This window comes from Ensifer sp. ENS11, from assembly GCF_014851895.1.
In the GTDB taxonomy this organism is placed as follows: Bacteria; Pseudomonadota; Alphaproteobacteria; order Rhizobiales; family Rhizobiaceae; genus Ensifer; species Ensifer canadensis.
This window is the reverse complement of record NZ_JACVAN010000001.1, coordinates 667,475-691,280: the sequence shown is the minus strand read 5'-3', so window position 1 is coordinate 691,280 and position 23,806 is coordinate 667,475. Positions and strand designations below refer to the sequence as shown.

Here is a 23,806-nt window from a genome sequence, read left to right as displayed (position 1 = left end):
GACAATGAGGGCGCTCAGTCTCGGCAAGTTGACCGGGAAGTCATTTCCGCACAGGCGCACGTAGACCGCCGCCTAGTCAATCCAGCGTTCTGACGCACTTAAAGGCGCCAATAGTTCAGACCTTTAGTTGTGACAGAAGCGTCGACGGCACCGCCTCACGTAGTCGCCACGTCACGGTAATCGGCATCTCGCCTGTCCAGGTTTCGAAATCCACTTCGCCACAGTAGATGAATGGTGCCGGTTTGGGTCCGATCTTCTTCGTCTTTCGGACGAGCAAGTGGACGTGAAGACCCAGGGCTTGATGGTCACGGATCATCTCGCCATGCTTCGATTGTTGCTTGGTCCTATTCTGACTCTGCCATGAGAATTCCGTGGCTGACGTGAAGTGATCAGCATAGCGGTGCTCGTCCATCATCCCCTCCTTCTCCAAGGTGACGAGCAGAAAGATGTGAGGCGGTTTTGGCACAAAACCGGCGTTCCACGTTGCCTGGTCGAAGGTTAGCCCGAAAGCTGGAGGGATAACCTCGCGAGAATAGCGTTCCCAAAGCCGAAGACCCGCCTGTGCCTGGGCCTGTACACCCATCGGCTCCATGCGCCAGATATCGCTCTCGTATCGGAATCGGACACGATCGCCTTTGCCCGGAAGTCCGGCTTCGTCGCCGAACCATCCGCGAAGAATGGTGGACAAGCGGTTGGAGGAATCGTCGGCTCCCCGCACAACGTCAATTGCGATCTTGGCAACTGTAACCTCCATCGGCTGATCGTCTACGATAACGTGCAGGGGACCTTCCGGTAGCCGCCCTGCGCCCGACGTCGTCGGGAGGAATAAGATAGGTTGTCCGCTCGTGTTTCGGGCGACGCGGCAAACAGCTTCCGCCGGCTCGTTGGGAACACCGCTTCTGCTCAAATATTGCGCAAGACGCCAATCGAGGATTTCCCGCAGAAGTTGGCTAAACGTCGCCCTATCCCGTGGGACTCTCACTAAGCCGAATTGATTTTCTCGCAAAACAAAATACGGAGCGCCGTCGCTATCCCGCAGCTTCGTTAGGACATCGATCGGAAACTTTAGCACGAGCGATCTGAGCGCCTTCCGATCCGCGAGATCGACGGAGAAATCCTGCTGAAGCTTATGGACTCGAGAGGCCAACTGCGCGACACCCTCGACGAGCTCATCGACGGTACAGCGGTCCCGCACGGTCTCCTCATCGAACAGTGCGAGAAGCGTCACGAGCTTGTAGCTTCGGGTTAATTCGGTCTTCTCCATCTCCTGAAAGAAATCTCGCTGCTCCAACCAGATCGTTCGCTCCAGATCGTTCAATCCGCGCATGCGTTCAACGAATCCAAGCCATGAACGCTCGCTGCCACTTCTAGGATTGTTGCCCGAGTGAAAAATCTCCGAGGCCGTGGGCCGGACACCATGCCGCTCCAGGAAGTCGCGGTAAAACTCTTCTAGAGCATTCTCCGTACTGGCTGGTTTCGCCAGCATACGCAGTATGTTGATTGCCTCGAGATCGTAGGTCACTTCACAGCCGGTGGGCAGATTGACTTGATCGCGTTGCAGTCTTTCCAGAAGCTCTCGGATATGACCGCTGGACGACGCCTCGACATTCGCAATCGATGCGATCGCACGCAACTTCGTGAGGAAGATACGATGGTTGCCGATGTAGTCTATGACGACGAGACGGTTCTTGTTTGTTGATTTTCGCAAACCGCGGCCGAGCTGCTGCAGCCAGATAACAGTCGATTCCGTTGGCCGTAGCATCAACACGGTATCGATGCTTGGGACGTCAACACCTTCGTTGAACATGTCGACGGCAAACACTATTTCGAGTTCGCCCGCTTCCAGTCTTTGCAGGGACGTAGCCCGAGGCGCCGAATTGATGCCGGCATGAACGGCGACAGCCGGTACCCCATGGCGATTGAAGAAGTCGGCCATGAAATCGGCATGTGTCTGGGAGCAACAGAAGCCGATGCACTTCGTCCCGCCGCGCAGTCGGTACTGTTCGAGCGCGTTTTGCGCGCGCGCTTCTGTGGCGACAGCAGCGGTGAGTTCTGTCAGGTCGAACTGCGCGCTACGCCAGGGGATGTTTCGATAGTCTACATTGTCCGGGACGCCGAAGTAATGAAAGGGGCAAAGAAGCCCGCCCTCTATCCCCAGATGGACACCGGCCTGGAAAACGAGGTTCTCTTGGCAAAGACCGAGCAGATCAGCTCCATCGCTCCGCTCGGGCGTCGCCGTGAGACCGAGGAGGAACTTCGGTACGAAGTAATCGATGATGCGTCGGTAGGTGCTCGCTGCTGCGTGATGAAACTCGTCGATGACAATATAATCGAAGGAGTCCGGCCTGAATTGCCTGATCTGGTTCGCCTTGCCGAGGGTCTGAACGGAGGCGAAAAGGAGATCGGCATCCGTGTCCTTGTAGTCGCCCGACAATCTTCCAATCCGACCTGCCGGCCGCACGCGACGAAAGGTCTCGATCGCCTGGTTCAGTATTTCTTCGCGGTGGGCGACGAATAGGATGCGACGAAATTCGAGACGATCGCTGTCGAAGGCCGCCAGCCAGGTCTTTCCGAGACCCGTAGCGAGCACAACGAGGCCCGCAGTAAACCCATCCTGCCGTGCCTGCTCGAGCGCTGCGAGAGCCTGCCGTTGAATGGCGTGGGGTTCGGGAGGGGGCAGCGGCAGCTCGTATGCTACGCCGGCCTCCTTGAAGCCCAGCGGATTTCTTCGGTTTTCATAGCGGTCTATCCACTCCGGCGTGACGGAGACGGCGCTATAGGAATTGAAGAGATCCTCGAAGCCATTGCTGATCTGGGGGAAGGCCATTCCGTCGTGGCTCGAGATGACCTTGTAATTCCACTCGATGGATGTCGTCAGTGCCGCCTCCGACAGGTTGGAACTGCCGACGAATGCCACACCCTCCTTATCCGACAGAAAGATATAGGTCTTGAGGTGAAATCCCTGCGCCGTGGCCTCGAAGACCCGAAACGTCAGGTCGCCGTCCAGATCGGCCAAACGCCGCAGTGCCATCGGCTCGGTCACGTCCATGTAGTCGCCGACAAGAATGCGGGCTCGTCCGCCGCGGGCCAGAAAATCTTTCAGATGCTCGACGATTAGTCTCGCGCCGCTATCCAACAGAAATGCTACTGCAATGTTGCAGGCGTTCGCTTGGTCTATATGCATGATGAGATGGGGCAGAAGGTGGTCGCTTCCACCAGTGACCAGGCGCTTTACCTCTTCGGCGCTGCTTACCTCTTGAGCTAGGTAGTTGGCCTTTTGCGGGATAACGTGTCTGACGCCGCCCCTCGGGTCGTCGACGTCACCCAGGTAGCGTGGAATGACATGCAGGTGGAAATGGAAGACCGTTTGTCCTGCAGCTTCAGCCAGATTGAATCCGACGTTGTAGCCATCCGGCTTGTGCTTCCTTTCGATCTCGAATTTTGCCCTGGCGATGTTCTGCCAGATTGCCTGCTTCTCGTCCGCTGAAAGATCGTCCCATGTCCCCGCATGCCGTCGTGGAACGATGAGCAAATGTCCTGGCGACACCGGGAAGGCGTCCCACAGGGCGACGACTTGATCGTCCATAAAGGCGATGCGGCTCAGTTCGGCGGTGCAGAAAGGGCATTGGATCATCGGCAAACTATGGGCTGTATCGCTGAAGCATCCCAGGATGGCTAATTCTTTTCCACACAATGATTTTTAAGAACCCCCTGCGTTTTTGGCACCTGGCTGAGGCGCCATCCAATGTGGAACCGTGAGGTGGAAGCGCGTTTAATCTAAGGAAGAGAATTGGGGCGGCTTCAGACGATCGCGATATATACGTCCCTTGTGATGGTGGTTGGCATCCAGTGCTTCCGAAAATCATGGCGGAATCCTCTGCCCTAGAGCTGCCATTTGATCAGCGGGCGGCAGCTACCTGGGCCCTCCTGGAAGCCGACCGCGTCAAGGACGCGAGCGCGTTAAGGTATTGACAGGAATGGAGGCGCAAAGCAGCCGGGAGCCCTATGGCCGCCTCGTCGCAAACGTGAGGTCGGACAGCGGAAATTATTTCCGCCAGCCCGCCCGGTTGACTGAGACCCAAAGCCAGGGCACAAAGGTGGCATCCACGGTCGCTCGCGATGGGAAAACAGAGGGAATTTCAAGGGCTTTCCACTAAGCCTTTGAAATCATGTGAGAATCCAGGTTCCCCAGCCAAACTCTTTCACAAACAAATTCAGTAGCGTAAACACCTCGGCACGCGTGACTTTCGCACGCCTTGCGCCGATGCCTAGAATGCCCCTTTCGAAAGACACGGTCGCGTTCGACACCCTCACATCCAGATGCCTTGCAAACGGAATTCGCGTTGAGATTGCATTAACGATGTTTGCTTACTCTTTGCTAGGGTTTTCAGGGGGTGGGCAGATGTTTCGGACGAACGGTTTTCTTGTTTTTCTCTTGTCGAGCGCATCGCTCGCAGCGGCCGCCGATATGGATGGGCCATTGGTCGGGGCGGCCGACTACTATGAAGCGCCGGTCGAACAGGCATCGCTGGGCGTAACGGGATATATCGAAGGCGCCTACGGAAGCGTCGTCGATTCTCCCGGCGACATTGATGCCGACGCATGGGCGCTGCGTGGCGCCGTCAACTTCGATGCAGGCGGCGGCTTCAATCTCCAGACGGATCTCGGCTACGCCCGCGCCTCGATCGGGGACGCCGACACGAATACTTATAACGGCACCCTGCACGGTTATTACCGAGACAACCTCTATGCGGCGGGTGTGTTCGTGCAGGCGGCGCGTCTCGATGCAGGGTTCGACAGCCACATCAACGATTATATGGGCGGCATCGAGGGCGCCTATTTCCAGGACACATGGACCATCCACGGTGCGGCCGGTTATGGCCAGGCGGGATGGGAGGGTTTCGACGCCGACCATTACATGGCCGCGCTCGGCGCTCGCTTCTATGCTACAGACAACGTACGCTTCGATGTCGACGGCGCTCTCGACCGCATCACCGACAGCGGCATCGACTACGACATCCGCAGCCTGAAGCTGACGGCGAACTATCGCTCGGTATACTTCCCGGTCACATTGTTCGGCGGATACAAATACGCCGACGAGGAGGTATCCGGTTTCGGTTCGTCGGTGTCGGGCGACAGCAGCACGATCTTCGGTGGCCTCCGGTTCTCCTATGGGTCGAACAGCATCAAGGAAGAAGAGCGCCTGGGACCGGTCTGGTCCAACAACAGCCGAGCGTTTTGATCACGAGACCTATCTCGCAAATAGCGGTCGGGTCGCTGTGTGCCGGCAAATCGCATACCGAACACCGCGCCGGCTCTCCCCAGACCTCGGCGTGGCTGCGCCCGAATGTCGAAGGCTGACGCAGTCTGCCGGCAGACATACCGCGAAGATCAGGCTCGCAAAGTTCGGCGTGGAGATCGTCACGAACGCCGGAGCCGCGGCCCGACATGTCATCTCTTGCGCGCGACGATATAGGGACGGCTGTCGTTGCCCTTGGTCGCGTGGTTTTCCGTGGCAAGCACGTCGAAACCGGCAGCATGGATGATCTGACCCAATTCAGCCGCCCGGAAGATGCCGGCGTAAGGCGCCTGCCCGAGCGCTCGCATCGCGGGCAGCAGGACAAGCCGAATGAGCGGGTTCATATCCCCGACGCAGGGCGTCTTGGAAATGAACAGACCCTGCGGCGCCAGCAGGGCGTGAATGTGGCCCAGCGTGCCGGCCAAGTCGCGAACCAGATGCAGATAGTTGAACCCCATGATGACGTCGAACTGTGTTTCTTCGGGCGTCAGCGCCTCGACGGTTGCGACCCGGAAGGCTAGCCCCGGGATGGGATCGGCGGCACACCTTTCTTCGGCAATCGCTACCATTCCTTTGGAAATATCCGTCCCAAGATAGCTTTGCACATGGCTCGCAAGCCGGAGCGCCGTTGTTCCTGCCCCGCAACCCACTTCCAGCACCCGGTCGCTTGGTCTCAAAAGGGCGCGGGTTCGCTCCAGCGTGCGCTCATATCCGGCTTGATCGGCAATCTTGCCCATGGCGTATTTGCGCGCGCTCCGGTCCCAGAAGCGGGCGTCAGTCTCCATGCTCATGGTGGGTTTTCTGCCTTTCCAGTGCGGGGCCGGTCCGCTGTGTGGGAAATTGCTCCATCGTCCATACGAGGATCAAGGTCAGGTGAAGCGGACGTGTAGATTTGAATGAGACCGCCGACATCTTGTCAACGCCGCTTGCAACTGCCACGCTAGTCCCTGCGTGATTCACGATTACATATGGGAGGGCACATGGCTCATAAGTTCGAGATCTACAAAGACAAGGCTGGCGAATATCGGGTTCGCTTCAAGTACAACAGCGAAGTGATGTTTTCGACCGAAGGCTATTCGAGCAAGGCAAGCGCTCAGAACGCCATCGATTCGATCAAGAAGAACGGACCGAACGCGCCTGTCGAAGACAACAGCCAAGCTTAACTAAATTCCATGAGAGGCCCGCCGATGAGGATCGGCGGGCCTCTTTCCTTTAAGGCGGGCACTTGCCTAGCGCGCAATCCGGGCGCTTATTTCCGGCTGATGAGCCGCGGCTAAATCAGACCACGGCTGGCGAGATTGCGCATCAGCGCGGCCATGCCGAACGTCCAGGGCGGGCAATCCGTCGACAGGCGCACCACGTTGGTCAGGCTACCAAGTTCAGCATTTGAAATCGTCACCAAATCGCCGATCCTGTGGGTGAAGCCCTGCCCCTTCTCGTCGCGGTCTTCGACCGGGGCAAACAACGTGCCCATGAACAGCATCAACCCATCGGGATATTGATGGTGTGGCCCGATCGTCTGGGCGACGAGGTCGAGCGGGTCACGACTGATCTCCGCCATGCTGCTCATTCCCTTCAGGCGGTAGCCATCGGCGCCTTCGACCAGCAGCTCGAGTTCGGCCCTGCGCACATGATCGACCGTGTAGGTCTCGTCGAACAGGCGGATGAACGGGCCGATCGCACAGGAGGCATTATTGTCCTTCGCCTTGCCGAGAAGCAGAGCGGACCGGCCCTCGACATCGCGCAGGTTGACGTCATTGCCGAGCGCCGCGCCCTTGACGGCGCCGTCAGAGGCAACGGCCAGCACGATTTCCGGTTCCGGATTGTTCCAGCGCGAAATCGGGTGGAGGCCGACATCGGCACCCGAACCGACCGATGACAACACCTGTGCCTTGGTAAAAACTTCCGCATCCGGACCGATGCCGACTTCCAGATATTGCGACCAGACGCCCTCCTCGATCAGCGCGGCCTTGACACGGGCTGCCTCCGGTGAGCCGGCCTTAAGGTTTCGCAGGCTGTCGCCGATGACGGCAGTGACGCGTGTGCGGATCGCCTCGGCGCGGGCGGCATCGCCGGCCGCCCGCTCTTCGATGACGCGTTCGATCATCGAGCGCGCAAAGGTGACGCCACAGGCCTTCACGGCCTGGAGGTCACAGGGCGCAAGCAGGCGAAGGGTCGAGATCTTGCCCTCCCCCGTGAGTACGTCGGTCACCGACGCGAGACGTTCGCCATCGAGCTGACGGATGTGGGCAACCGGGTCGGGAAGCTCCAACAGATCGCGCATGGTGGGCGCCATTTTCGAGGTGATGTCGACAATCGCGCCGTCCCTGACGGTCACGAGCGCCGGCCCGTCAATATCAGATCGCCAGACGCGCCCGACAAAGGTTCCGCTTCGGTATGCCTCAAGCGTCATGATCGCTCCCCCAAAGAGATGATTTTCTTGCAGCGAAAACAGCGGGCTGTAAAGCGCATGCGATTTGGGTGGGTTGTACCCGATGGAACATTGCAAGTTTTCGCGCGTTTCCTGTTGCAGAGCGCGTCCAGTCGAGCATGCGAGGTTCGCAACGTTAGTTTGCAACCGCACAACCCGGTCCTCTGCCTTTGCCGAGGCCGTTCCGGCCGGCAAGACCCGTAGGCCGGAGGACGCCCAGAAAGGATGTGAACGCGATGAATCAACGTGAAGAGTTCAAGGAAAAGCCGCTCATCGACCCGGTGACAGGTCAGCCGACACCCATGCCGACAGATCCGGCACCGGTCCGCTCCGGGCGCAGCAGCTGGCCGCTCGTCATCATCCTGCTTGCCGGCCTCGTGCTCGCTTTGATCGCCTGGCTCCCGGCAGAACTGACGCGGGATACGACCGAGACGGCAACGCCACCGGCCACCACCGACCAGTCGACATCAGGGCAGACGGCGACACCGCCAGCAACGGATACGACGGCCACGCCGCCGGCCGATACGACCACCGCACCTTCCGGCGGAACGATGACCGCCCCGGAAACGACGCCGCAGCAGGGCACGACCCCGCCGGCAACGAACGGAACGACAACACAGCCGGCACCGGCCCAGTAACGGTATTGTCGCAATGGCTTGCCTTTGCCGGAAGAGCGTTCTTCCGGCAAAGGTCGAGTGTTGATCGCACCAGGACGTGGTTGTGCCGAAGAGCGCGCGCATTGGGGCGACCGCGATCAATTGAGACGACGCTTATCGGCCGTCATCGACAGCAGATCTCGTCATTCTCTCGTCGATGACGCCTTGACCATCGCGTCCCACCCCGCCGCGCAACAATCGGCGATTGCCATCAGGGTCTGACGCGAGGCTCCGTCGCGGGCGTGGATCGACATTCCATGCTGGATCGACGTGACATAGGCGGCGATGTCGTCGCAGGCCGTTCCCGCGGGCAGATCACCTTCCGCCACGCCACGCTCGAGACGCTGCTCTAATGCCGCCTGCTTTTCCAGCCGGCGCGCCTTCAGACCGTTGCACACCGCCGGGTCGACCCCCTCCATCTGCGGGGCAGAGAGCACCACCATGCAGCCGCGTGGCTCGGCCCATTGGGTAAAATTCTCGGCCGACCGGCGCAATAGGTCGTGCACCGCCTCCTTTGCCGTCGGTGCGCTGTCCAGAAACTCCCAGATACCGGCGCCATCGGTCCGGCCATAGAGGTCGACGGCCTCGAGGAAAAGCTTCGCCTTGCTGCCGAAGGCAGCGTAAAGGCTCGGCGGATTGAGCCCCATCACCCGCGTCAGATCGGCAAGCGAGGTGTTGTCGAAACCCTTGTCCCAGAAGATTTCCATCGCGCTCCTCAGCGCTTCCTCACGCGAAAAATTGCGCGGCCGGCCACGGCTGGACATCGCATGAACTCCTTTTTTTGTATCGATCAATACATAAATGACTTGACAGCGGGAGGCAAGTCGCCGCGTATATATGTATCGATCACTACAAATACGGAGCAAGAGCGTGTCGAATCTGAAAAACAAGGTCGCGTTGGTGACAGGCGGCGGACGCGGCATTGGTGCGGCGATCGCCAGGCGGCTGGCAAGTGAGGGCGCCATTGTCGCCATCACCTACGGGCAGTCGCAGGCAAAGGCCGATGCACTGGTCGCCGAAATCGAGCGCGCGGGCGGCAAGGCGCTCGCCGTACGCGCCGACAATCGAGATGCAAAGGCGGTGGAGACCGCCGTCCAGACGGTCGTCGAGCGGCACGGCCACATCGACATTCTGGTCAACAATGCTGGCATTTATGAAGCAGCCGCCATTACGGACGTGACCGCGGACGATTTCGACCGTACGGTCGATGTCAATGTGAAGGCGGTGGTACTGGCCACGAGCGCTGCGGCAAAACATATGCCGGAAGGCGGACGCATCATTTCGATCGGCAGCAATCTGGCGCAGCGCGTTCCCTTTCCGGGCATCAGCCTCTATGCGCTCAGCAAGTCGGCGCTCGTCGGCTTTACCAAGGCGGTCGCGCGTGACCTCGGACCGAAGAGCATCACCGTCAACATCGTCCATCCCGGCTCGACCAATACTGACATGAATCCGCAGGACGGCGCGCATGCGGATCCGCAACGCGGCTTGATGGCAATCCCCCGGTTCAACGATGCGAGCGAGGTGGCGAGCCTCGTCGCCTGGCTTGCCGGGCCCGAAGGCCGGGGCGTGACCGGCGCCGAATTCACCATCGACGGCGGCACGAACGCCTGACCGGCGACCAAATGCAGAAGAGGCCGGAAGCGATGCTCCCGGCCCCTTTTGGCGATCGGATAAACGATCAGGAGAAGAAGCGCTCCGGGCGATAGGGGGCGATGTCGATCACCGTCTTCTCGCCGGTCATGGCTTCGGCGAGCGCCCGGCCGGTGACCGGGCCGAGCGTCATGCCGTGATGGGCATGACCGAAGGCGAACCACAGGCCCTGGTGACGCGGCGCCTTGCCGATGATCGGCATCATGTCAGGCGTGCACGGGCGAGCGCCCATCCACGGTTCTTCGTCGCGGCGCTCGGCCAGTGGGAAGAACTCGCGCGCTACACGCTCGGCGCGGGTGAGCTGAACCGGCGTCTTCGGCGCATCGCGCCAGGCAAATTCCGCCCCCGTCGTCAGGCGGATGCCGCGCAGCATCGGCGCCAGGAAATAGCCCTTCTCGGCATCCAGTACCCAATTGTTGAGCTGGGCGCCCTCCTGCATGCCGTAATGCATGTGATAACCGCGCTTGACGGCAACCGGGAAATGGTAGCCGAGCTTGCGCGTGACCGTATCGGCCCAAGGACCAAGTGCGACGACGACTTCATGCGCCTCGAGCGGCCCTTCCGGGGTCGCGACCCGCCAGCCCGGACCTTCGAGAATGTGTTCCACCGTCGCCGCGTCCCCGGAAACCAGCCGGCCGCCGAGCGACTGGAAATAGGTGAGATAGGCCTTGTTGAGGCTGTGCGGATCGCGGATCGACCATGGGTCGCTCCAACGCAGGCCACCGACGAGATCGGCCCTGATCGAAGGCTCCAGGGTCTTCAATTCGCTGGTCGAGAGTTTCTGATGATTGACGCCGAAACCGGTCGACAGCTTCTCGGCATCCTTGTAGGCCGCGTCGCGCTCCTTCTCGGTGCGGAAGACCTTCATCCAGCCGTCCTTGCGGATCAGGTCGCCCGCGCCGGATGCATTGATGAGATCCTCATGCTCGGCGATCGAATTTTCGATCAGCGGCGCATACATGTTGGCGATGCGCTGGTGCTGGGTGAAGCCGGAATGCCACCAGTAGCGCGCCAGGAACGGCACCAGCCCCGGCAGCGCGCGAATATGGTAGTGCGCGTCGATGGTGTTGTTCAGCGCGTAGCGGAACAATGCCCCGAAATCATGCGGGAAGCCGTAGGGAAACACGCCCTCGCGCTGGATCAGGCCGGCATTGCCGTAGGATGTCTCTTCGCCCGCACCGCGACGATCAAGCAGCACCACCGACTTGCCGCGCCGCGCCAGATGGATGGCGGTCGATATGCCGACGATGCCGGCGCCGAGAACCACTACGTCAGTCTTCATGTCCAGTGCCCCGCTACTCGATCAAGACCATCAGCAGCGATGCACGCCGCTCGGCCCAAGCTACTTCTTCTTCAGCCCATTCATGATCTGCTCGAGATAACCGAGCAGAACCGCCGAAACCACGAAAGCGAGATGCATGATCGTCGCCCACATCAGTTGCTGGCTGGTATATTGCTGCGTGTTGAGGAAGATCTGCAGAAGATGGATGGACGAGATCGCGACGATCGACGATGCGACCTTGATCTTCAGGCTGCCGGCGTCGAGCTTGCCGAGGAAGGAGACCTCGGCATCAGCCTCGTCGAAGCGGCTGACGAAGTTCTCGTATCCTGAGATCATCACCATGACGATCAGGCTCGCCACTAGGGCGGCATCGATCAGGCCGAGCATCGACAGGATCATCTGGGCATCGTCGTAGACGAAGACCATGCCGGCGATCTTCAGGAACTTGTACATGAACGAAATGCCGTAGAGCGCCAACGCTGCAACAAGCCCGAGATAGAAAATGACCAGCAGCCAGCGACTGGACAGAATGATCCGCTCTACGAGGAGCTCCAGCGATTTCATGTGTTCCGCATTCCTTGGTGCGCGTCAGATCCGTTTCGGCATGAATAGCCAAGCACACCTGGGAGGGCAAGGGATGTAACCGGAGCATCGCGACATGCGAAAGGGACGAAGTCTTTCGACATTCGTCCCTTGTTGATTTCCTACTGCATAAATCCTTAAAGCTGAATCGATTTAAGCAGATAATTATGCAGCAGGTTTAATGCGTTACCAGCGCCTGGATCAGGTTCTGCGCATGAGCCCCACGACCAGCGAGATCACCAGGAAGGCGAGGAATAGGAAGAACAGGATCTGTGCAATACCTGCGGAAGCACCGGCAATACCGCCAAAACCAAGTACACCTGCGATAATTGCTACTACCAGAAAGACGAGAGCGTAGTAAAGCATAGGATATCTCCTTGTATGCGTCGCTGGAAATGAAACGTCATGACCGCCTATTTTGTTCCAGCACCGACGCAAGCAACGATGAAATCTTCAATCCCGCCCCGGAGGTTCGAAACCATCTGTTAACCATGATCGCCAAAACAGTCTCGATTTGGCACAGCCGAGGCGAAATTCGCCAGGAACCTTCGTGATAGTCTTACGTTGTTCCCTCAAGGAATGAAGCGGGTTCGACATGAAGATGCCAATGTCACATATTTGGAAGTCCGCAGCTGAAACAGCGCACCGAAACGCCGAAACGCCGGACAGTAATCTTCACATCGGTAGAACGATGCGTGATCTCTACGCGCACAACACAGACAAACCGAGCCAGAACTTAAACAATCTTCTCGAAAAACTGAAAAAGACCGAGCCGAAACCGAAGAGATAATTGCGCAGCGCCGTTCTTCCGCTACTGCCTGTTTCCTTAAATCCTATTCGATTAAGGATAAAAACATGCAGCAATTCAAAGTGCTACAGCGACCCTTGCGCGTCTAATAAGACGCGCGGGGCTGTGGGGGCTCAAAAACCAAAAGCAAACGCCGCGACGGTCGATCACCACGGCGGCGTTTGCTTTTGGCCTTTCGGCTCGGTCGGGTTCGCCTCTCAGTGGCGGGAAGCCCAGTCGTCGATCTGGCGTTCGGCTTCATCGCGGGCGATGCCGTAGCGGGCCTGGATACGGCCGGCAAGTTCCTTGCGCCGCCCGTCGATGACATCGAGATCGTCATTGGTCAGCTTGCCCCATTCGATCTGAGCCTTGCCCTTCAACTCCGCCCATTTGCCCTGAATGATGTCCCAGTTCATGCTTTGATCCTTTCAGCGCGGCGACGGAGAATCGCTTCGCACTTTTCCTGGAGATGCTTTAGTTGCGGAACTTCGGCTTGTCGTCCGTGCGGGCAGCAACAGCGTAGGTGCCGTCGTCAGCGATCACATTGACTTCAAGCTGACGCGAAGGCGTGATCCACCATTCTATCGTCGCATCCTCGACAAACAGGGCGGGATCGACTTCGGCACATTTGCCATAGGCGCTCTTGAACGCCTTGCCGACCTCCTCGATCGACGGCGAAAGCAATTCATGAAATTCCTCGACAGTCTCAAAACCGACGACCGGTGTCGGGACTTCACGGCAGGCGGCGTCGCCCTGCATGCAACCGACGAGGACCATGATGGCAGCGATATGTTCCATCCGCATGCTCCTTCCATCAAAAACGTGAACAGCAAACGGTTATGAACGGCGCGAAGTTCCATGGGCCGAATCAAATTTCGTCGATGCCTTCGCTGGAGCGAGCACTCGACGCGGTATTTCATGCCCAGCGCGATGGTTGCGGCTGGCGAAACAGGTCGCAGGCGCACGTCGGAGCAATTGCCGCTGGCGGCCCTTCAAATCCCCGGATCGACGACAGGTCTGGGAAGAATTTGCCCAATGGAACAAATCGGCGTGATCGTCGTTTCCACAGCAATAACAAGCGCCGCACCCGTGGCGATACCACAAGGGAGACATTGATGAGCGGTGCGGATCCGACCGTTGCGAGCATTCCAAAGGTGGTTAAGATAGGCGCGAAGCCAGGGTCAGGGCTGGCGTCGGCAAGGCGTGTTCGCTTTGGCGAACGGCCTCATTGTCGTCATTCTGTTCGTCATCAGTCCCCCGCAACCGGTCTCGGCCGAATGCATCCTTCAATGTTCAACAAAGCAAACCTCGGATAGGAACGCGTCATGAAGAAGATACTTATCGTAGCAAGCCTGATCCTCCCCTTGGCGGCATGCACGCAAACGGAGAAGGGCGCGGCGATCGGCGCGACCGGCGGCGCAATCATCGGCGGTGCAGCCACGGGCAATGTCAGAGGTGCTGCGGTCGGTGCCGCCATCGGCGGTGTCGCCGGCGCGCTCGTTGGCAATGCCAATGAGCCGGGACGTTGCATCTATCGCGACCGCTACGGCCGCCGCTACGAGGCCGCCTGCTAAGGCGCAAACGTCAAGAGGTCCAGGGAAGCGGGCTTCGGCCCGTTTCTCATGTCTTGCGCTTACAACTCGGGGAGAACTTTTTCGTCGGCACGGCTACTGCATAATTGCAGCAGGTTTAAAGTGTTACCGCGTCGTTTGTGCGTCCTGTTTGACGCGCGGCGCTGCAAGCGCCTCGGCGTCATCCAGCTTTTGCAGAAGGTCGATGAAAAGGTCAGGCACCGGCTCCTGCTCGATCGCGCGGTAGAGCGCCTTCAGCTTCGAGCCGATCAAGCCGTTCGGATCTGAGCCTCTCGCAGCCTTCGCCGTTTCCTCTTCCCCTACGCCACGCTCGTCCACAGGATGCTCCATCCCACAACCCCTAAGCCAGACAGCGCTCGAAACACCTCGAGCACGCATCGCTGTTGCCAGCTTCCCATAGGCCGAAAAACGTGTTCAAAACATTCACGTCTTTCGCAGGATGCTCATTGTCCTCAGAAAACAAGCGAATCACATCAGACCCAAGGAAGTACTTGATGTCACTTTCGACCCGTATTGCACCACACCTTCCCTTTCTCCGCCGTTACTCCCGCGCCGTGACCGGTTCGCAGGCGGCCGGAGACGGTTATGTGGCTGCAATTCTGGAAGCATTGATCGAGGACATCAGCCTTTTCCCGGAGGGTTCCAACGACCGCATTTCCCTCTACAAGCTGTTCTGCTCGCTGTTCGAGAAAGTCTCCGTCGACCGGACGGAGAACGTCTCTCCATTCGCCTGGGAACAGCAGGCTGCCGCCAATCTTTCGCTGATCGCGCCCGCGGCACGGCAGGCCTTTCTGCTCGTTTCGGTCGAAGGTTTCTCGATTGCCGATGCCGCCGAGATCATGGGGCAGAGCCAGGCGGCGTTTTCCAAGCTGCTGACGGTGGCCTCGGAAGACATTTCGCGCCAGGTGGCAACCGAAGTCCTGATCATCGAGGATGAGCCGCTGATTGCGCTCGATATCGAAGATATGGTGACGAGCCTCGGCCATCGCGTGACCGGCATTGCCCGCACGCATAAGGAAGCGCTGGATCTTTACCGCAAGACGGCGCCGAAGATGGTTCTCGCCGACATACAGCTGGCCGACGGCAGCTCCGGTATCGACGCGGTCAACGAGATCCTGAAGGATGCGGCGGTACCGGTGATCTTCATCACCGCCTTCCCCGAGCGGCTGCTGACAGGCAAGCGGCCGGAGCCCGCCTTCCTCGTGACCAAGCCGTTCAACCCGGACATGGTCAAGGCGCTGATCAGCCAGGCCCTGTTCTTCGACGAACACGCCCGCTCGACACGCGGATAAGCGCACACGCCTTAGGCCGGCAGCTGCCGTTCCGGCTGCTGCTCGCGCACCTCCTCGAAGATCGTCATGGCGATCAGCGACAACGGCAGCGCCAGCATCGCGCCGACCGCGCCCCACATCCATGTCCAGAAGATGATGGCGACGAAGACGAGGAACGGGTTGACTTCGAGCCTGTTGCCCAGGATCGACGGGATCACCAGATTTTCCATGACCAGATGCACGACGAAAAAGACGGCCGCCGGCGCCAGCGCCAGGAGGATGGCTTCGTGCGTCATCAGCCCGCCGACGAGCAGGGCCAGCGTCATCATGGTCACGCCGAGATAGGGTATGAAGCTGGAGACGAAGGCAAACAACCCCCAGAGCGGTGGCATGGCCAGGCCGCCGACCAGCGCGATGAGCATGGTGACGACGCCGAGCGCCAGATAGATTAGGCTCGCGATCGAAAAATACTGCGCCAGTGCGGTTTCGATCGCGTTCATGATCCGGATCGTGCTCAGACGTCGCTCCCGGCTGTTGAAGGCAAGGATGATGGTCCTGCGCAGATGCAGGCGACCCAGCAGGAAGAGCCCGAGTGCTGCAAGGAAAATCAGCGTCTGGACCAGGGCCGGCGTCAGCCCGGCGGCGACAACGCCGAGAACCGGACCAGCGTTCTTCATGACGGTGTCGGCAAGGGCTCCGTTGCCGGTTCCTCGCGCCACCGCCAGGCGCAGCCATTCGAAACGCTCGATGAAGGGTAACACACGTTCGACGACCCCCTCCGCCAGGGCCGGTGCCTTTTGCGCCAAGTCCGTCATTGGTCCGAGCAGGGCGCTGACCACCGAGGCGAGCCCAAGCACGAAGAACAGTGCCAGCAGCAGCCCACCCATGATCGGCGGCAGGCCGAACTTTGCCAGGCTGTCGGCCGCGCGTCCGAGCACGATGCCGACGACGACGGCGAGCGTGATCGGCATCAGGATCGTTTCCATCGAGTAGACGGCGGCTGAGCCGGCGATCACGAAGAGGCCGATGATGCTCCAGGCCACCATCAGGTCGATGCCGTCCCGCTTCGGCTCGGCGGGAAGTGCCGCCTCGACCGAGGCCTTTTCCTCCTCGGCGATGCGCTTCAGCTTGTAGTAAGCAGCCGTGTGCCCGGATGTGTCCAATGCCGTCCCTCGCCGTTGTTTGTCATGCGTCACGCCTAGAGCATTTTCGAGGAAAAGTGCGAAACGGTTTTCCGTCAGGAAATACGTAAAAGGAAAGAGATAGAGTGCGTCTGCGGCTCCGTCCAAACTGGAAACGCTCTACAGCGCCGCGCGTCTTATTAGACGCGCAAAGGTCGCTGTAGCACTTTGAATTGCGGACCGGATCACTCAGTGCCGTTCAGGCGGAAACACATGCAGGGTCAGCGACAGAAGCCCCAGGCCGAGGACGATGATGAGCAATGTGTGCGCCACGCCGACGGCTGTATGCGGGATGAACCCAAAACCGATCAACAGACCTGCAAAAGCAACCACGCAGACCCGCGGTAGCCAGTAGAGCATCGACAGCCCTCCCGTTTTTTTATGGAACCACAGGTAAACGTGCGGACTGGCGAATGGTTCCTGCCTGGGAGCCGCAGGTGGGGCGGTCGCGACAAAAGAAAACGCCGCCGTGCGTTGGGCACGGCGGCGGAAAGATAACATCACGCAAAGCCTTCTCGGCTTCGCCAAGCGCCTTAAAGCGTTTCCGGTTTAGACGGAACCGTAACAGCGCCGCGCAATTTTTGCGAGAGATGCTTTAGGCAGCGGCCGCGACGACGATTACTTCGACGAGGTATTCCGGCGTTGCAAGCTTGGCTTCGCCGGTGGCGCGTGCCGGGGTGTTGCCCTGCGGTGCCCAGGCGTCCCAGACCGAGTTCATCTTCGGGAAGTCGGCCATGTCCGCGAGCCAGATGGTGGCCGAGAGAATGCGGGTCTTGTCGGTGCCGGCGAGCGCCAGAAGACGGTCGACTTCGGCAAGCGCCTGCTTCGTCTGGGTCACGACATCGTCACCGGCATTGCCGACCTGGCCGGCGAGGTAGACGGTGTTGTTGTAAACCACGGCCTGGCTCATCCGGGGGCCGGTTTCGAAACGCTTGATTTCCATGATCGTGTTCCTGAAGTTGGGTCGAACGCTGATGGTTCGACCGAAAAGCGGCTGCCCGCCGCCGGAAGGCGAGAAGTGAATGGCGGCGCGAAAGCTCTACACCATCGGCCCGGCAAGGCCAAGAAGCCGGGGCGTTCTTTCCCCGGCCTCCTATTAGAGCGCTTCCACTTTAGATAGAGTCATGGAAACGCTCCATCTCCTACGCACTTCCGGACGGAAAACCGCTCCGCACTTTTCCTGGAAATGCTCTTGTTACACGGCGCCGAAAGGCTCAGGCCGCCTGTTTCTTGGCGAGCCGTGCCTTGATGCTGGCAACGTCGGCGCGCGGCGTCGCGGCAAACAGCGTCTTGGTGTAGCTGTGCTTGGGATCAGCGAAGACTTCGTCGCGGCTGCCGTATTCGACGGCCTCACCGAAATACATCACCATCACGTCGTCGGCGATATAGCGCACCACCGAGAGGTCGTGGCTGATGAAGACGTAGGTCAGTTGGAACTCGTCCTGCAGGTCCGCGAGCAGGTTCAGCACTTGCGCCTGAACCGACAGGTCGAGCGCCGAGACCGGCTCGTCCAGCACCAGAAGCTTCGGGTTGAGCATCAGCGCGCGCGCAATGGCGATACGCTGGCGCTGGCCGCCGGAGAACATGTGCGGGTAACGATTGTAGTGCCGCTCGTCGAGACCGACCTTCTTCAGCATCGCCATCGCTCGCTCGCGACGTTCGTCGGCGGGCGTCTTGGTGTTGATGATCAGCGGTTCGGTGAGGATGTCGCCGATCTTCTGGCGCGGGTTGAGCGAGCCATAGGGGTTCTGGAAGACGATCTGCACCTTGCGGCGCATCTCCGGCGTCAGGTCACCCTTGGTGATGTCGATCTTGTTGCCATCGATCAGCAGGTCGCCTGATGTCGCCGGATCGATCAGCGTCAGGATGCGGCCAAGCGTTGACTTGCCGCAGCCGCTTTCGCCGACGATCGCCAGCGTCTTGCCCTGTTCGACCGAGAAGCTCACGCCCTTGAGCGCATGCACGGTCTTGGCCTTTTTTATCAGGCCGCCGGGGATATGGTAGTCGCGCACCAGATTGCGCGCTTCGAGAACGACGGTCATCGGGCGGCTCCTTGAAGGCTCGGCTCATCGACGAAAAGTTCGGAGATGGTCGGCAGCCGGTCACCGGTCGCATTGTCCGGCAGGGCTGCCAGAAGCGCGCGCGTGTAGTTACTCTTCGGCGATTCGAACAGCGACAGGACGTCGGCTTCTTCCATCTTGCGACCCTTGTACTGCACGACGACGCGGTCGGCCGTCTCGGCGACCACGCCCATATTGTGCGTGATCATGATCAGGCCCATGCCATGCTCGGCCTGAAGCCGCATCAGGAGGTCGAGGATCTGCTTCTGGATCGTCACGTCGAGCGCGGTCGTCGGCTCGTCGGCGATCAAGAGCTTCGGGTTGCAGGCAATGGCAATCGCGATCATCACGCGCTGGCACTGACCGCCCGACATCTGGTGAGGATAGTGCCCAAGCCGTTCGGCCGGATCGGGAATGCCGACCGCCTCGAACAGTTCGATGGCGCGCTTGCGCCGCTGAGCCTTGTCGAGACCGAGGTGAATGCGCAGCACTTCCTCGATCTGGAAGCCGACCGTGAAGCACGGATTGAGGCTTGCGACCGGCTCCTGGAAGATCATCGAGATATCCTTGCCGATGATCTTCTTGCGCTCGGACGACGACATGCCGAGCAGGTCGCGTCCGTTGAACGTCAGCTTGTCGGCCGTAACGTTGGCCGTCCAGGGCAGGAGACCCATGGCCGCCAACATAGACACGGATTTGCCCGAGCCGGACTCGCCGACGATCGCCAGCACTTCCTTTTCATGAACCTTCATCGACACGCCGTCGACGGCGCGGAAGGGACCGGTGGCCGTCTGGAATTCGACGACCAGGTTTTCAATTTCGAGAAGCGCCATGATCAGGACCTCTTCAGCTTGGGATCGAGAGCATCGCGCAGGCCGTCACCCATCAGGTTGATCGCCAGCACCGTGACCAAAATTGCAACGCCCGGAAGCGTCACTACCCACCACTTGCTCTGGATGAACTCACGCGCTTCGGCGAGCATCGTGCCCCACTCCGGTGTCGGAGGCTGTGCACCCATACCGAGGAAGCCGAGAGCGGCGGCGTCGAGGATCGCGCTCGAGAACGACAGCGTCGCCTGGACGATCAGCGGCGCCATGCAGTTCGGCAGGATCGTCTTGAACATCAGGCGGCCGTGGCCGGCACCCGCCACCTTCGCGGCAATGACGTAGTCACGGCTCTTCTCGCTCATGACGGCAGCACGCGTCAGGCGCACGAAGTGCGGCTGGAAGACCAGTGCGATGGCGATCATCGCATTGGTCAGGCCCGGTCCGAGAACGGCGACCAGCACGAGGGCCAGCAGCAGCGACGGGAAGGCCAGGATGATGTCCATCACACGCATGATGACGGTATCGACCCATCCACGGAAGTAACCCGCGATCACGCCGACGAAAATACCGCCGACCAGCGAGAGCGTGGTGACGATGACGCCGACGAACAGCGAGAACTGGGTGCCGTAGATCAGGCGCGAGAGCATGTCGCGACCAACGGCGTCGGTCCCGAGCAGGAATTCGGCACGGCCGCCTTCCTGCCACACTGGCGGGATCAGCACCGCATCGCGGTACTGGGCGGTCGGGTCATGCGGCGCGATGATCGGCGCGAAGATCGCGAGCAGGACGAGGAACAGGAAGAACACAAGGCCGATGACGGCACCGCGGTTCTCGGAGAAATAGTACCAGAATTCGGCCAGTCGCGCCCGGCGGGACGGATCTGTCGAAACGGCGCTCGTTGCAGCAGCTTGAGACATATCGCCCTCCTTAGTGCCGGATGCGGGGGTTGATGAGACCGTAGAGCAGGTCGACGGCAAGGTTCACCAGCATGATGATGCCAGCAATGACCAAGAGGCCACCCTGAATGACGGCGTAGTCGCGCCGGAAGACGGAATCGACCATCCACTTGCCGATGCCCGGCCAGGAGAAGATCGTCTCGGTCAGGATCGCGCCGGCGAGCATGACGCCCACCTGCAGGCCGATCGTCGTGATGACCGGGATCATCGCGTTTCGAAGCGCGTGGACACCGACGACACGGAAGGTCGAGAGGCCCTTGGCGCGCGCCGTGCGCACATAGTCTTCCGAAAGCACTTCAAGCATCGCCGATCGGGTCTGGCGCGCAATCACCGCCAGCGGGATGGTGCCAAGCACGATCGTCGGCAGGATGAGATGGCTCACCGCAGACTTGAACGCACCCGCCTGCCCCGACAACAACGAGTCGATCAGCATGAAGCCTGTAACCGGCGGGAAGAAGTACATCAGCGAGATGCGGCCCGAAACCGGCGTCCACTGCAGGATGCCGGAGACCAGCATGATCAACAGCAGGCCCCACCAGAAGATCGGCATGGAGAAACCGACGAGTGCGGTGCCCATGATCGTCTGGTCGACGAAGGAGCCGCGCTTGATCGCCGCGATGACGCCGGCGGGAATGCCGAGCACGATCGCGAAGATGATCGCGCAGAGCGAAAGCTCCAGCGTCGCCGGGAACAGTTCGAAGAACTGGTCGATCACCGGCTTCTTCGTCACGATCGACGTGCCGAAGTCGCCCTGGACGACGCCCAAGAGATAATCGAAGTATTGGATCACGATCGGCCGGTCGAAACCGAGCGCGTGTGAAATTTCCGCATGCCGCTCCGGCGACATGACACGCTCGCCCGAAAGCAGGGCGACAGGATCGCCCGGAAGCATGCGAATGAAGGAGAAGGCAATGATGGAGACCCCGATGAAAGTCGGGATCAGGACCGCCAAACGCCCCAAGAGAAATCGAAACATGTTTTACCCCGCGCCACGTTGCCGCGCCGTTGTCTCCCGGCGCTGGCACCACTGCATGTTTCCTTGAACCCTTCGGATTCGAGGGCAAAAACATGCAGCAACTCAAATTGCTACAGCGACCTTTGCGCGTCTGACAGGACGCGCGCCACTGTAGTAGATGCAAAGAGGGGCGTTTGCCCGTGGCAAACGCCCCCTTTCGGATCAGTTCATTAGCTTACTCGACAATATCCACGCCGTCGAAGGCAAAATCGCCGAGTGGGCTCTGGACGAAACCTTCGACATTCTTGCGCATCGGAACGACCGACAGCGAGTGGTCGAGCGTTGCCCAGGGCGCTTCGCGCTTGAAGACGACCTGCGCCTCTTCGTAGAGCTTGGTGCGCTCTGCCAGGTCGGACGTTTCCTTGGCCTTCTTGACCAGGGTGTCGAATTCCTGGTTGCACCACTGAGCGCGGTTGTTGCCGCCGACAGCGTTGCAGCCGAGAAGGGTGTCGAGGAAGTTGTCCGGGTCGCCGTTGTCGCCGGTCCAGCCGAGGATGACGGCACCGTCACGGTCCTTTGCCTTCGACTTGTCGAGGTATTCGGCCCATTCGTAGGACACGATCTCGACCTTGACACCGATCTTGGCGAAGTCAGCCTGCATCAATTCGGCAGCGCGGCGGGCGTTGAGCATGTACGGGCGCGAAACCGGCATCGCCCACAGCTTCATCGACAGATCCTTGACGCCTGCGTCTTCGAGCATCTTCTTGGCTGCGTCGAGATCGTAGGTGTCGTCCTGGAGCGTGTCGTTGTACGACCACATCGTCGGCGGGATCGGGTTCGTTGCCGGCTGGGCAGCGCCCTGGAATACGGCATCGACGATCGCCTGCTTGTTGATCGCCTTGTTCAGCGCCTTGCGGACTTCCGGCTTGTCGAACGGAGCCTGCGTCGTGTTGTAGGCGAGGTAAGCAACGTTCAGACCGGCCTGTTCCATGACCTTCAGGTTCGGATCGGCCTTCATGGCCTGTACGTCGGCCGAGTTCGGGTACGGCATCAGGTGGCATTCGCCGGCCTGCAGCTTCTGGAAGCGAACCGAAGCGTCGGTGGTGATCGCGAAGACGAGGTCGTCGATCTTCTGCTTGCCACCCCAGTAGTCGGGGTTTGCCTTGTAGCGGATGACGGCATCCTGCTGGTAGGCGACGAACGCGAACGGACCGGTGCCGAGCGGCATCTGGTTCATCTGGTTCATCTTGCCTTCGGCCTGCAGCTTGTCGGCATATTCCTTCGACAGGATCGAAGCGAACGGCATGGCGATGTTGGCGAGGAACGGTGCTTCCTTGCGCGTCAGGGTGAACTTGACCGTCAGGTCATCGACCTTCTCGACCGACTTGATGACTTCCGGGAAGCCCATGCCGGCTGCGTATTCCCACGAAGCGCCGGTCACGTATTTGTTCCAGGGATTGTCGGCCTTGAGCTGGCGCTCATACGAGAACACGACGTCGTCGGCGTTCAGCTCGCGAGTGGGAGTGAAGAACTCCGTCGTCTGGAACTTCACGCCCGGACGCAGCTTGAACGTGTATTCAAGGCCGTCATCGGAAATGGTCCAGCTCTCAGCGAGGCCCGGCTCGGTTTCGGTCGTGCCCTTCTTGAACTCGAGCAGGCGGTTGTAGACCGTGTGCGCCGCTGCGTCGAACGTCGTGCCGGCGGTGTAGAGGCCCGGATCAAAACCCTCAGGCGAACCTTCCGAGCAGTAAACGAACGTTTTCGACCAGGCGGAGCCGGCCATCAGCGTGGCAAGCGCCGTCGCTGCGAAGAGTGTAGTGAGCTTTTTCATGAGCTTTGCTTCCCAGATTTGTTCTTGTTCTCGTATTTTCCTGACGCGGAATGACGTTTGCCCCCGGTCAAGGCCGGATGGAACGACATTTGGCGTCGCATTGCAATAAGTCGCCAAACAAATTTGTCTATGCGAAAAATTCCTCCTATGGCGGAGCCGGAAATCTGTCCACTGTTTTAGAATACCCTGACATTTCCAGGGGCTTTTTCGGCCGCTGCTCGGCCGGCGTGCAACATCCCGATCCGGCTTATCGGTGACGGCGTGACCGAAGTGCGACGGTGACAGGCGGGAGTGTGGAGCAGGTCACATGTGCCGACCGCATCCATCGTGCACCCGCCTTGGGTGTGTCGCTCCGGCCGGGCGATCGGCGATTCGACGAAAATCGCAAGAAACGGTCAATCCCAAGATAGTTGGGTAGAAATCCCCTATGCGATCGTGCAATAGAA

At 59.9% G+C, this 23,806-nt stretch carries 24 protein-coding genes; 6 read left to right on the top strand and 18 right to left on the bottom strand.

The features are described from left to right. Positions 1–115: 115 nt before the first annotated feature. Positions 116–3,634 (bottom strand): DUF3427 domain-containing protein, encoded by a 3,519-nt coding sequence (locus IB264_RS03345; RefSeq protein WP_246811716.1) that lies wholly within the window; start codon positions 3,632–3,634, stop codon positions 116–118. A gap of 768 nt (positions 3,635–4,402) precedes the next feature. Here IB264_RS03345 and IB264_RS03340 point away from each other — a divergent pair. Then, positions 4,403–5,242: a hypothetical protein gene (locus IB264_RS03340; protein WP_025426022.1), complete on the top strand. Its 840-nt coding sequence runs from the start codon at positions 4,403–4,405 to the stop codon at positions 5,240–5,242. Between the two features lie 209 nt (positions 5,243–5,451). Here IB264_RS03340 and IB264_RS03335 read toward each other — a convergent pair whose 3' ends face one another. Next, a complete protein-coding gene (locus tag IB264_RS03335) occupies positions 5,452–6,090 on the bottom strand; it encodes a bifunctional 2-polyprenyl-6-hydroxyphenol methylase/3-demethylubiquinol 3-O-methyltransferase UbiG (protein WP_025426021.1) in 639 nt (212 codons plus the stop codon). Between the two features lie 189 nt (positions 6,091–6,279). On the opposite strand from IB264_RS03335, the gene IB264_RS03330 reads away from it, so the two are divergent. Further along, positions 6,280–6,462, top strand: coding sequence for a YegP family protein (locus IB264_RS03330; protein ID WP_025426020.1), 183 nt, complete (start codon positions 6,280–6,282; stop codon positions 6,460–6,462). A gap of 110 nt (positions 6,463–6,572) precedes the next feature. On the opposite strand, the gene IB264_RS03325 is transcribed toward IB264_RS03330, so the two are convergent. Beyond that, positions 6,573–7,712 carry a fumarylacetoacetate hydrolase family protein gene (locus IB264_RS03325; RefSeq protein ID WP_144239134.1) on the bottom strand — a complete coding sequence of 380 codons (1,140 nt, stop codon included), beginning with the start codon at positions 7,710–7,712 and terminating at the stop codon, positions 6,573–6,575. A gap of 254 nt (positions 7,713–7,966) precedes the next feature. On the opposite strand from IB264_RS03325, the gene IB264_RS03320 reads away from it, so the two are divergent. Continuing rightward, positions 7,967–8,368, top strand: a complete 402-nt coding sequence (locus tag IB264_RS03320) for a hypothetical protein (RefSeq protein WP_113567036.1) — start codon at positions 7,967–7,969, stop codon at positions 8,366–8,368. A gap of 161 nt (positions 8,369–8,529) precedes the next feature. Here the strand turns inward: IB264_RS03320 and IB264_RS03315 are convergent, their stop codons facing one another. After that, complete coding sequence (locus IB264_RS03315; protein ID WP_025426017.1) at positions 8,530–9,150, bottom strand: TetR/AcrR family transcriptional regulator; 621 nt, start codon at positions 9,148–9,150, stop codon at positions 8,530–8,532. Positions 9,151–9,223: 73 nt separating this feature from the next. On the opposite strand from IB264_RS03315, the gene IB264_RS03310 reads away from it, so the two are divergent. Continuing rightward, entirely contained in the window at positions 9,224–9,997 is a 774-nt protein-coding gene (locus IB264_RS03310) for an SDR family NAD(P)-dependent oxidoreductase (protein WP_051509154.1), read from the top strand. Positions 9,998–10,064: 67 nt separating this feature from the next. Here the strand turns inward: IB264_RS03310 and IB264_RS03305 are convergent, their stop codons facing one another. From IB264_RS03305 to IB264_RS03285, 5 genes are all read right to left on the bottom strand, one after another. Further along, positions 10,065–11,318, bottom strand: a complete 1,254-nt coding sequence (locus tag IB264_RS03305; RefSeq protein WP_025426015.1) for an FAD-binding oxidoreductase — start codon at positions 11,316–11,318, stop codon at positions 10,065–10,067. 60 nt (positions 11,319–11,378) lie between these two features. Next, positions 11,379–11,882 (bottom strand): TIGR00645 family protein, encoded by a 504-nt coding sequence (locus IB264_RS03300; protein WP_081788838.1) that lies wholly within the window; start codon positions 11,880–11,882, stop codon positions 11,379–11,381. A gap of 219 nt (positions 11,883–12,101) precedes the next feature. Beyond that, entirely contained in the window at positions 12,102–12,266 is a 165-nt protein-coding gene (locus IB264_RS03295) for a DUF1328 domain-containing protein (RefSeq protein WP_025426013.1), read from the bottom strand. Positions 12,267–12,905: 639 nt separating this feature from the next. Then, the gene (locus IB264_RS03290; RefSeq protein WP_025426012.1) at positions 12,906–13,103 is read right to left on the bottom strand and encodes a CsbD family protein; all 198 of its coding nucleotides are present in this window, start codon (positions 13,101–13,103) and stop codon (positions 12,906–12,908) included. Between the two features lie 58 nt (positions 13,104–13,161). Next, positions 13,162–13,485, bottom strand: coding sequence for a hypothetical protein (locus IB264_RS03285; RefSeq protein ID WP_025426011.1), 324 nt, complete (start codon positions 13,483–13,485; stop codon positions 13,162–13,164). 527 nt (positions 13,486–14,012) lie between these two features. Between IB264_RS03285 and IB264_RS03280 the strand changes: the two genes are divergently transcribed. Then, positions 14,013–14,261: a glycine zipper domain-containing protein gene (locus IB264_RS03280; RefSeq protein WP_025426010.1), complete on the top strand. Its 249-nt coding sequence runs from the start codon at positions 14,013–14,015 to the stop codon at positions 14,259–14,261. A gap of 123 nt (positions 14,262–14,384) precedes the next feature. On the opposite strand, the gene IB264_RS03275 is transcribed toward IB264_RS03280, so the two are convergent. Further along, positions 14,385–14,609 carry a NepR family anti-sigma factor gene (locus IB264_RS03275; RefSeq protein ID WP_025426009.1) on the bottom strand — a complete coding sequence of 75 codons (225 nt, stop codon included), beginning with the start codon at positions 14,607–14,609 and terminating at the stop codon, positions 14,385–14,387. 164 nt (positions 14,610–14,773) lie between these two features. On the opposite strand from IB264_RS03275, the gene IB264_RS03270 reads away from it, so the two are divergent. Then, a complete protein-coding gene (locus tag IB264_RS03270; RefSeq protein ID WP_025426008.1) occupies positions 14,774–15,571 on the top strand; it encodes a response regulator in 798 nt (265 codons plus the stop codon). Positions 15,572–15,582: 11 nt separating this feature from the next. Here the strand turns inward: IB264_RS03270 and IB264_RS03265 are convergent, their stop codons facing one another. From IB264_RS03265 to IB264_RS03230, 8 genes are all read right to left on the bottom strand, one after another. After that, positions 15,583–16,713, bottom strand: coding sequence for an AI-2E family transporter (locus tag IB264_RS03265; protein WP_025426007.1), 1,131 nt, complete (start codon positions 16,711–16,713; stop codon positions 15,583–15,585). 207 nt (positions 16,714–16,920) lie between these two features. Continuing rightward, positions 16,921–17,232 (bottom strand): hypothetical protein, encoded by a 312-nt coding sequence (locus tag IB264_RS03260; RefSeq protein WP_128090404.1) that lies wholly within the window; start codon positions 17,230–17,232, stop codon positions 16,921–16,923. A gap of 94 nt (positions 17,233–17,326) precedes the next feature. After that, positions 17,327–17,674: a RidA family protein gene (locus IB264_RS03255; RefSeq protein WP_025426006.1), complete on the bottom strand. Its 348-nt coding sequence runs from the start codon at positions 17,672–17,674 to the stop codon at positions 17,327–17,329. Between the two features lie 271 nt (positions 17,675–17,945). Further along, the gene (locus IB264_RS03250; protein ID WP_025426005.1) at positions 17,946–18,773 is read right to left on the bottom strand and encodes a dipeptide ABC transporter ATP-binding protein; all 828 of its coding nucleotides are present in this window, start codon (positions 18,771–18,773) and stop codon (positions 17,946–17,948) included. Beyond that, on the bottom strand, positions 18,770–19,624 hold the full coding sequence (locus IB264_RS03245; protein ID WP_025426004.1) for an ABC transporter ATP-binding protein: 855 nt from the start codon (positions 19,622–19,624) through the stop codon (positions 18,770–18,772). Before IB264_RS03245 ends, IB264_RS03250 begins: the two co-directional genes overlap by 4 nt. Before the next feature lie 2 nt (positions 19,625–19,626). Next, on the bottom strand, positions 19,627–20,535 hold the full coding sequence (locus IB264_RS03240; protein WP_025426003.1) for an ABC transporter permease subunit: 909 nt from the start codon (positions 20,533–20,535) through the stop codon (positions 19,627–19,629). Between the two features lie 10 nt (positions 20,536–20,545). After that, the gene (locus IB264_RS03235) at positions 20,546–21,550 is read right to left on the bottom strand and encodes an ABC transporter permease subunit (protein WP_025426002.1); all 1,005 of its coding nucleotides are present in this window, start codon (positions 21,548–21,550) and stop codon (positions 20,546–20,548) included. Between the two features lie 214 nt (positions 21,551–21,764). Next, positions 21,765–23,360: an ABC transporter substrate-binding protein gene (locus IB264_RS03230; protein WP_025426001.1), complete on the bottom strand. Its 1,596-nt coding sequence runs from the start codon at positions 23,358–23,360 to the stop codon at positions 21,765–21,767. Positions 23,361–23,806 lie beyond the last annotated feature (446 nt).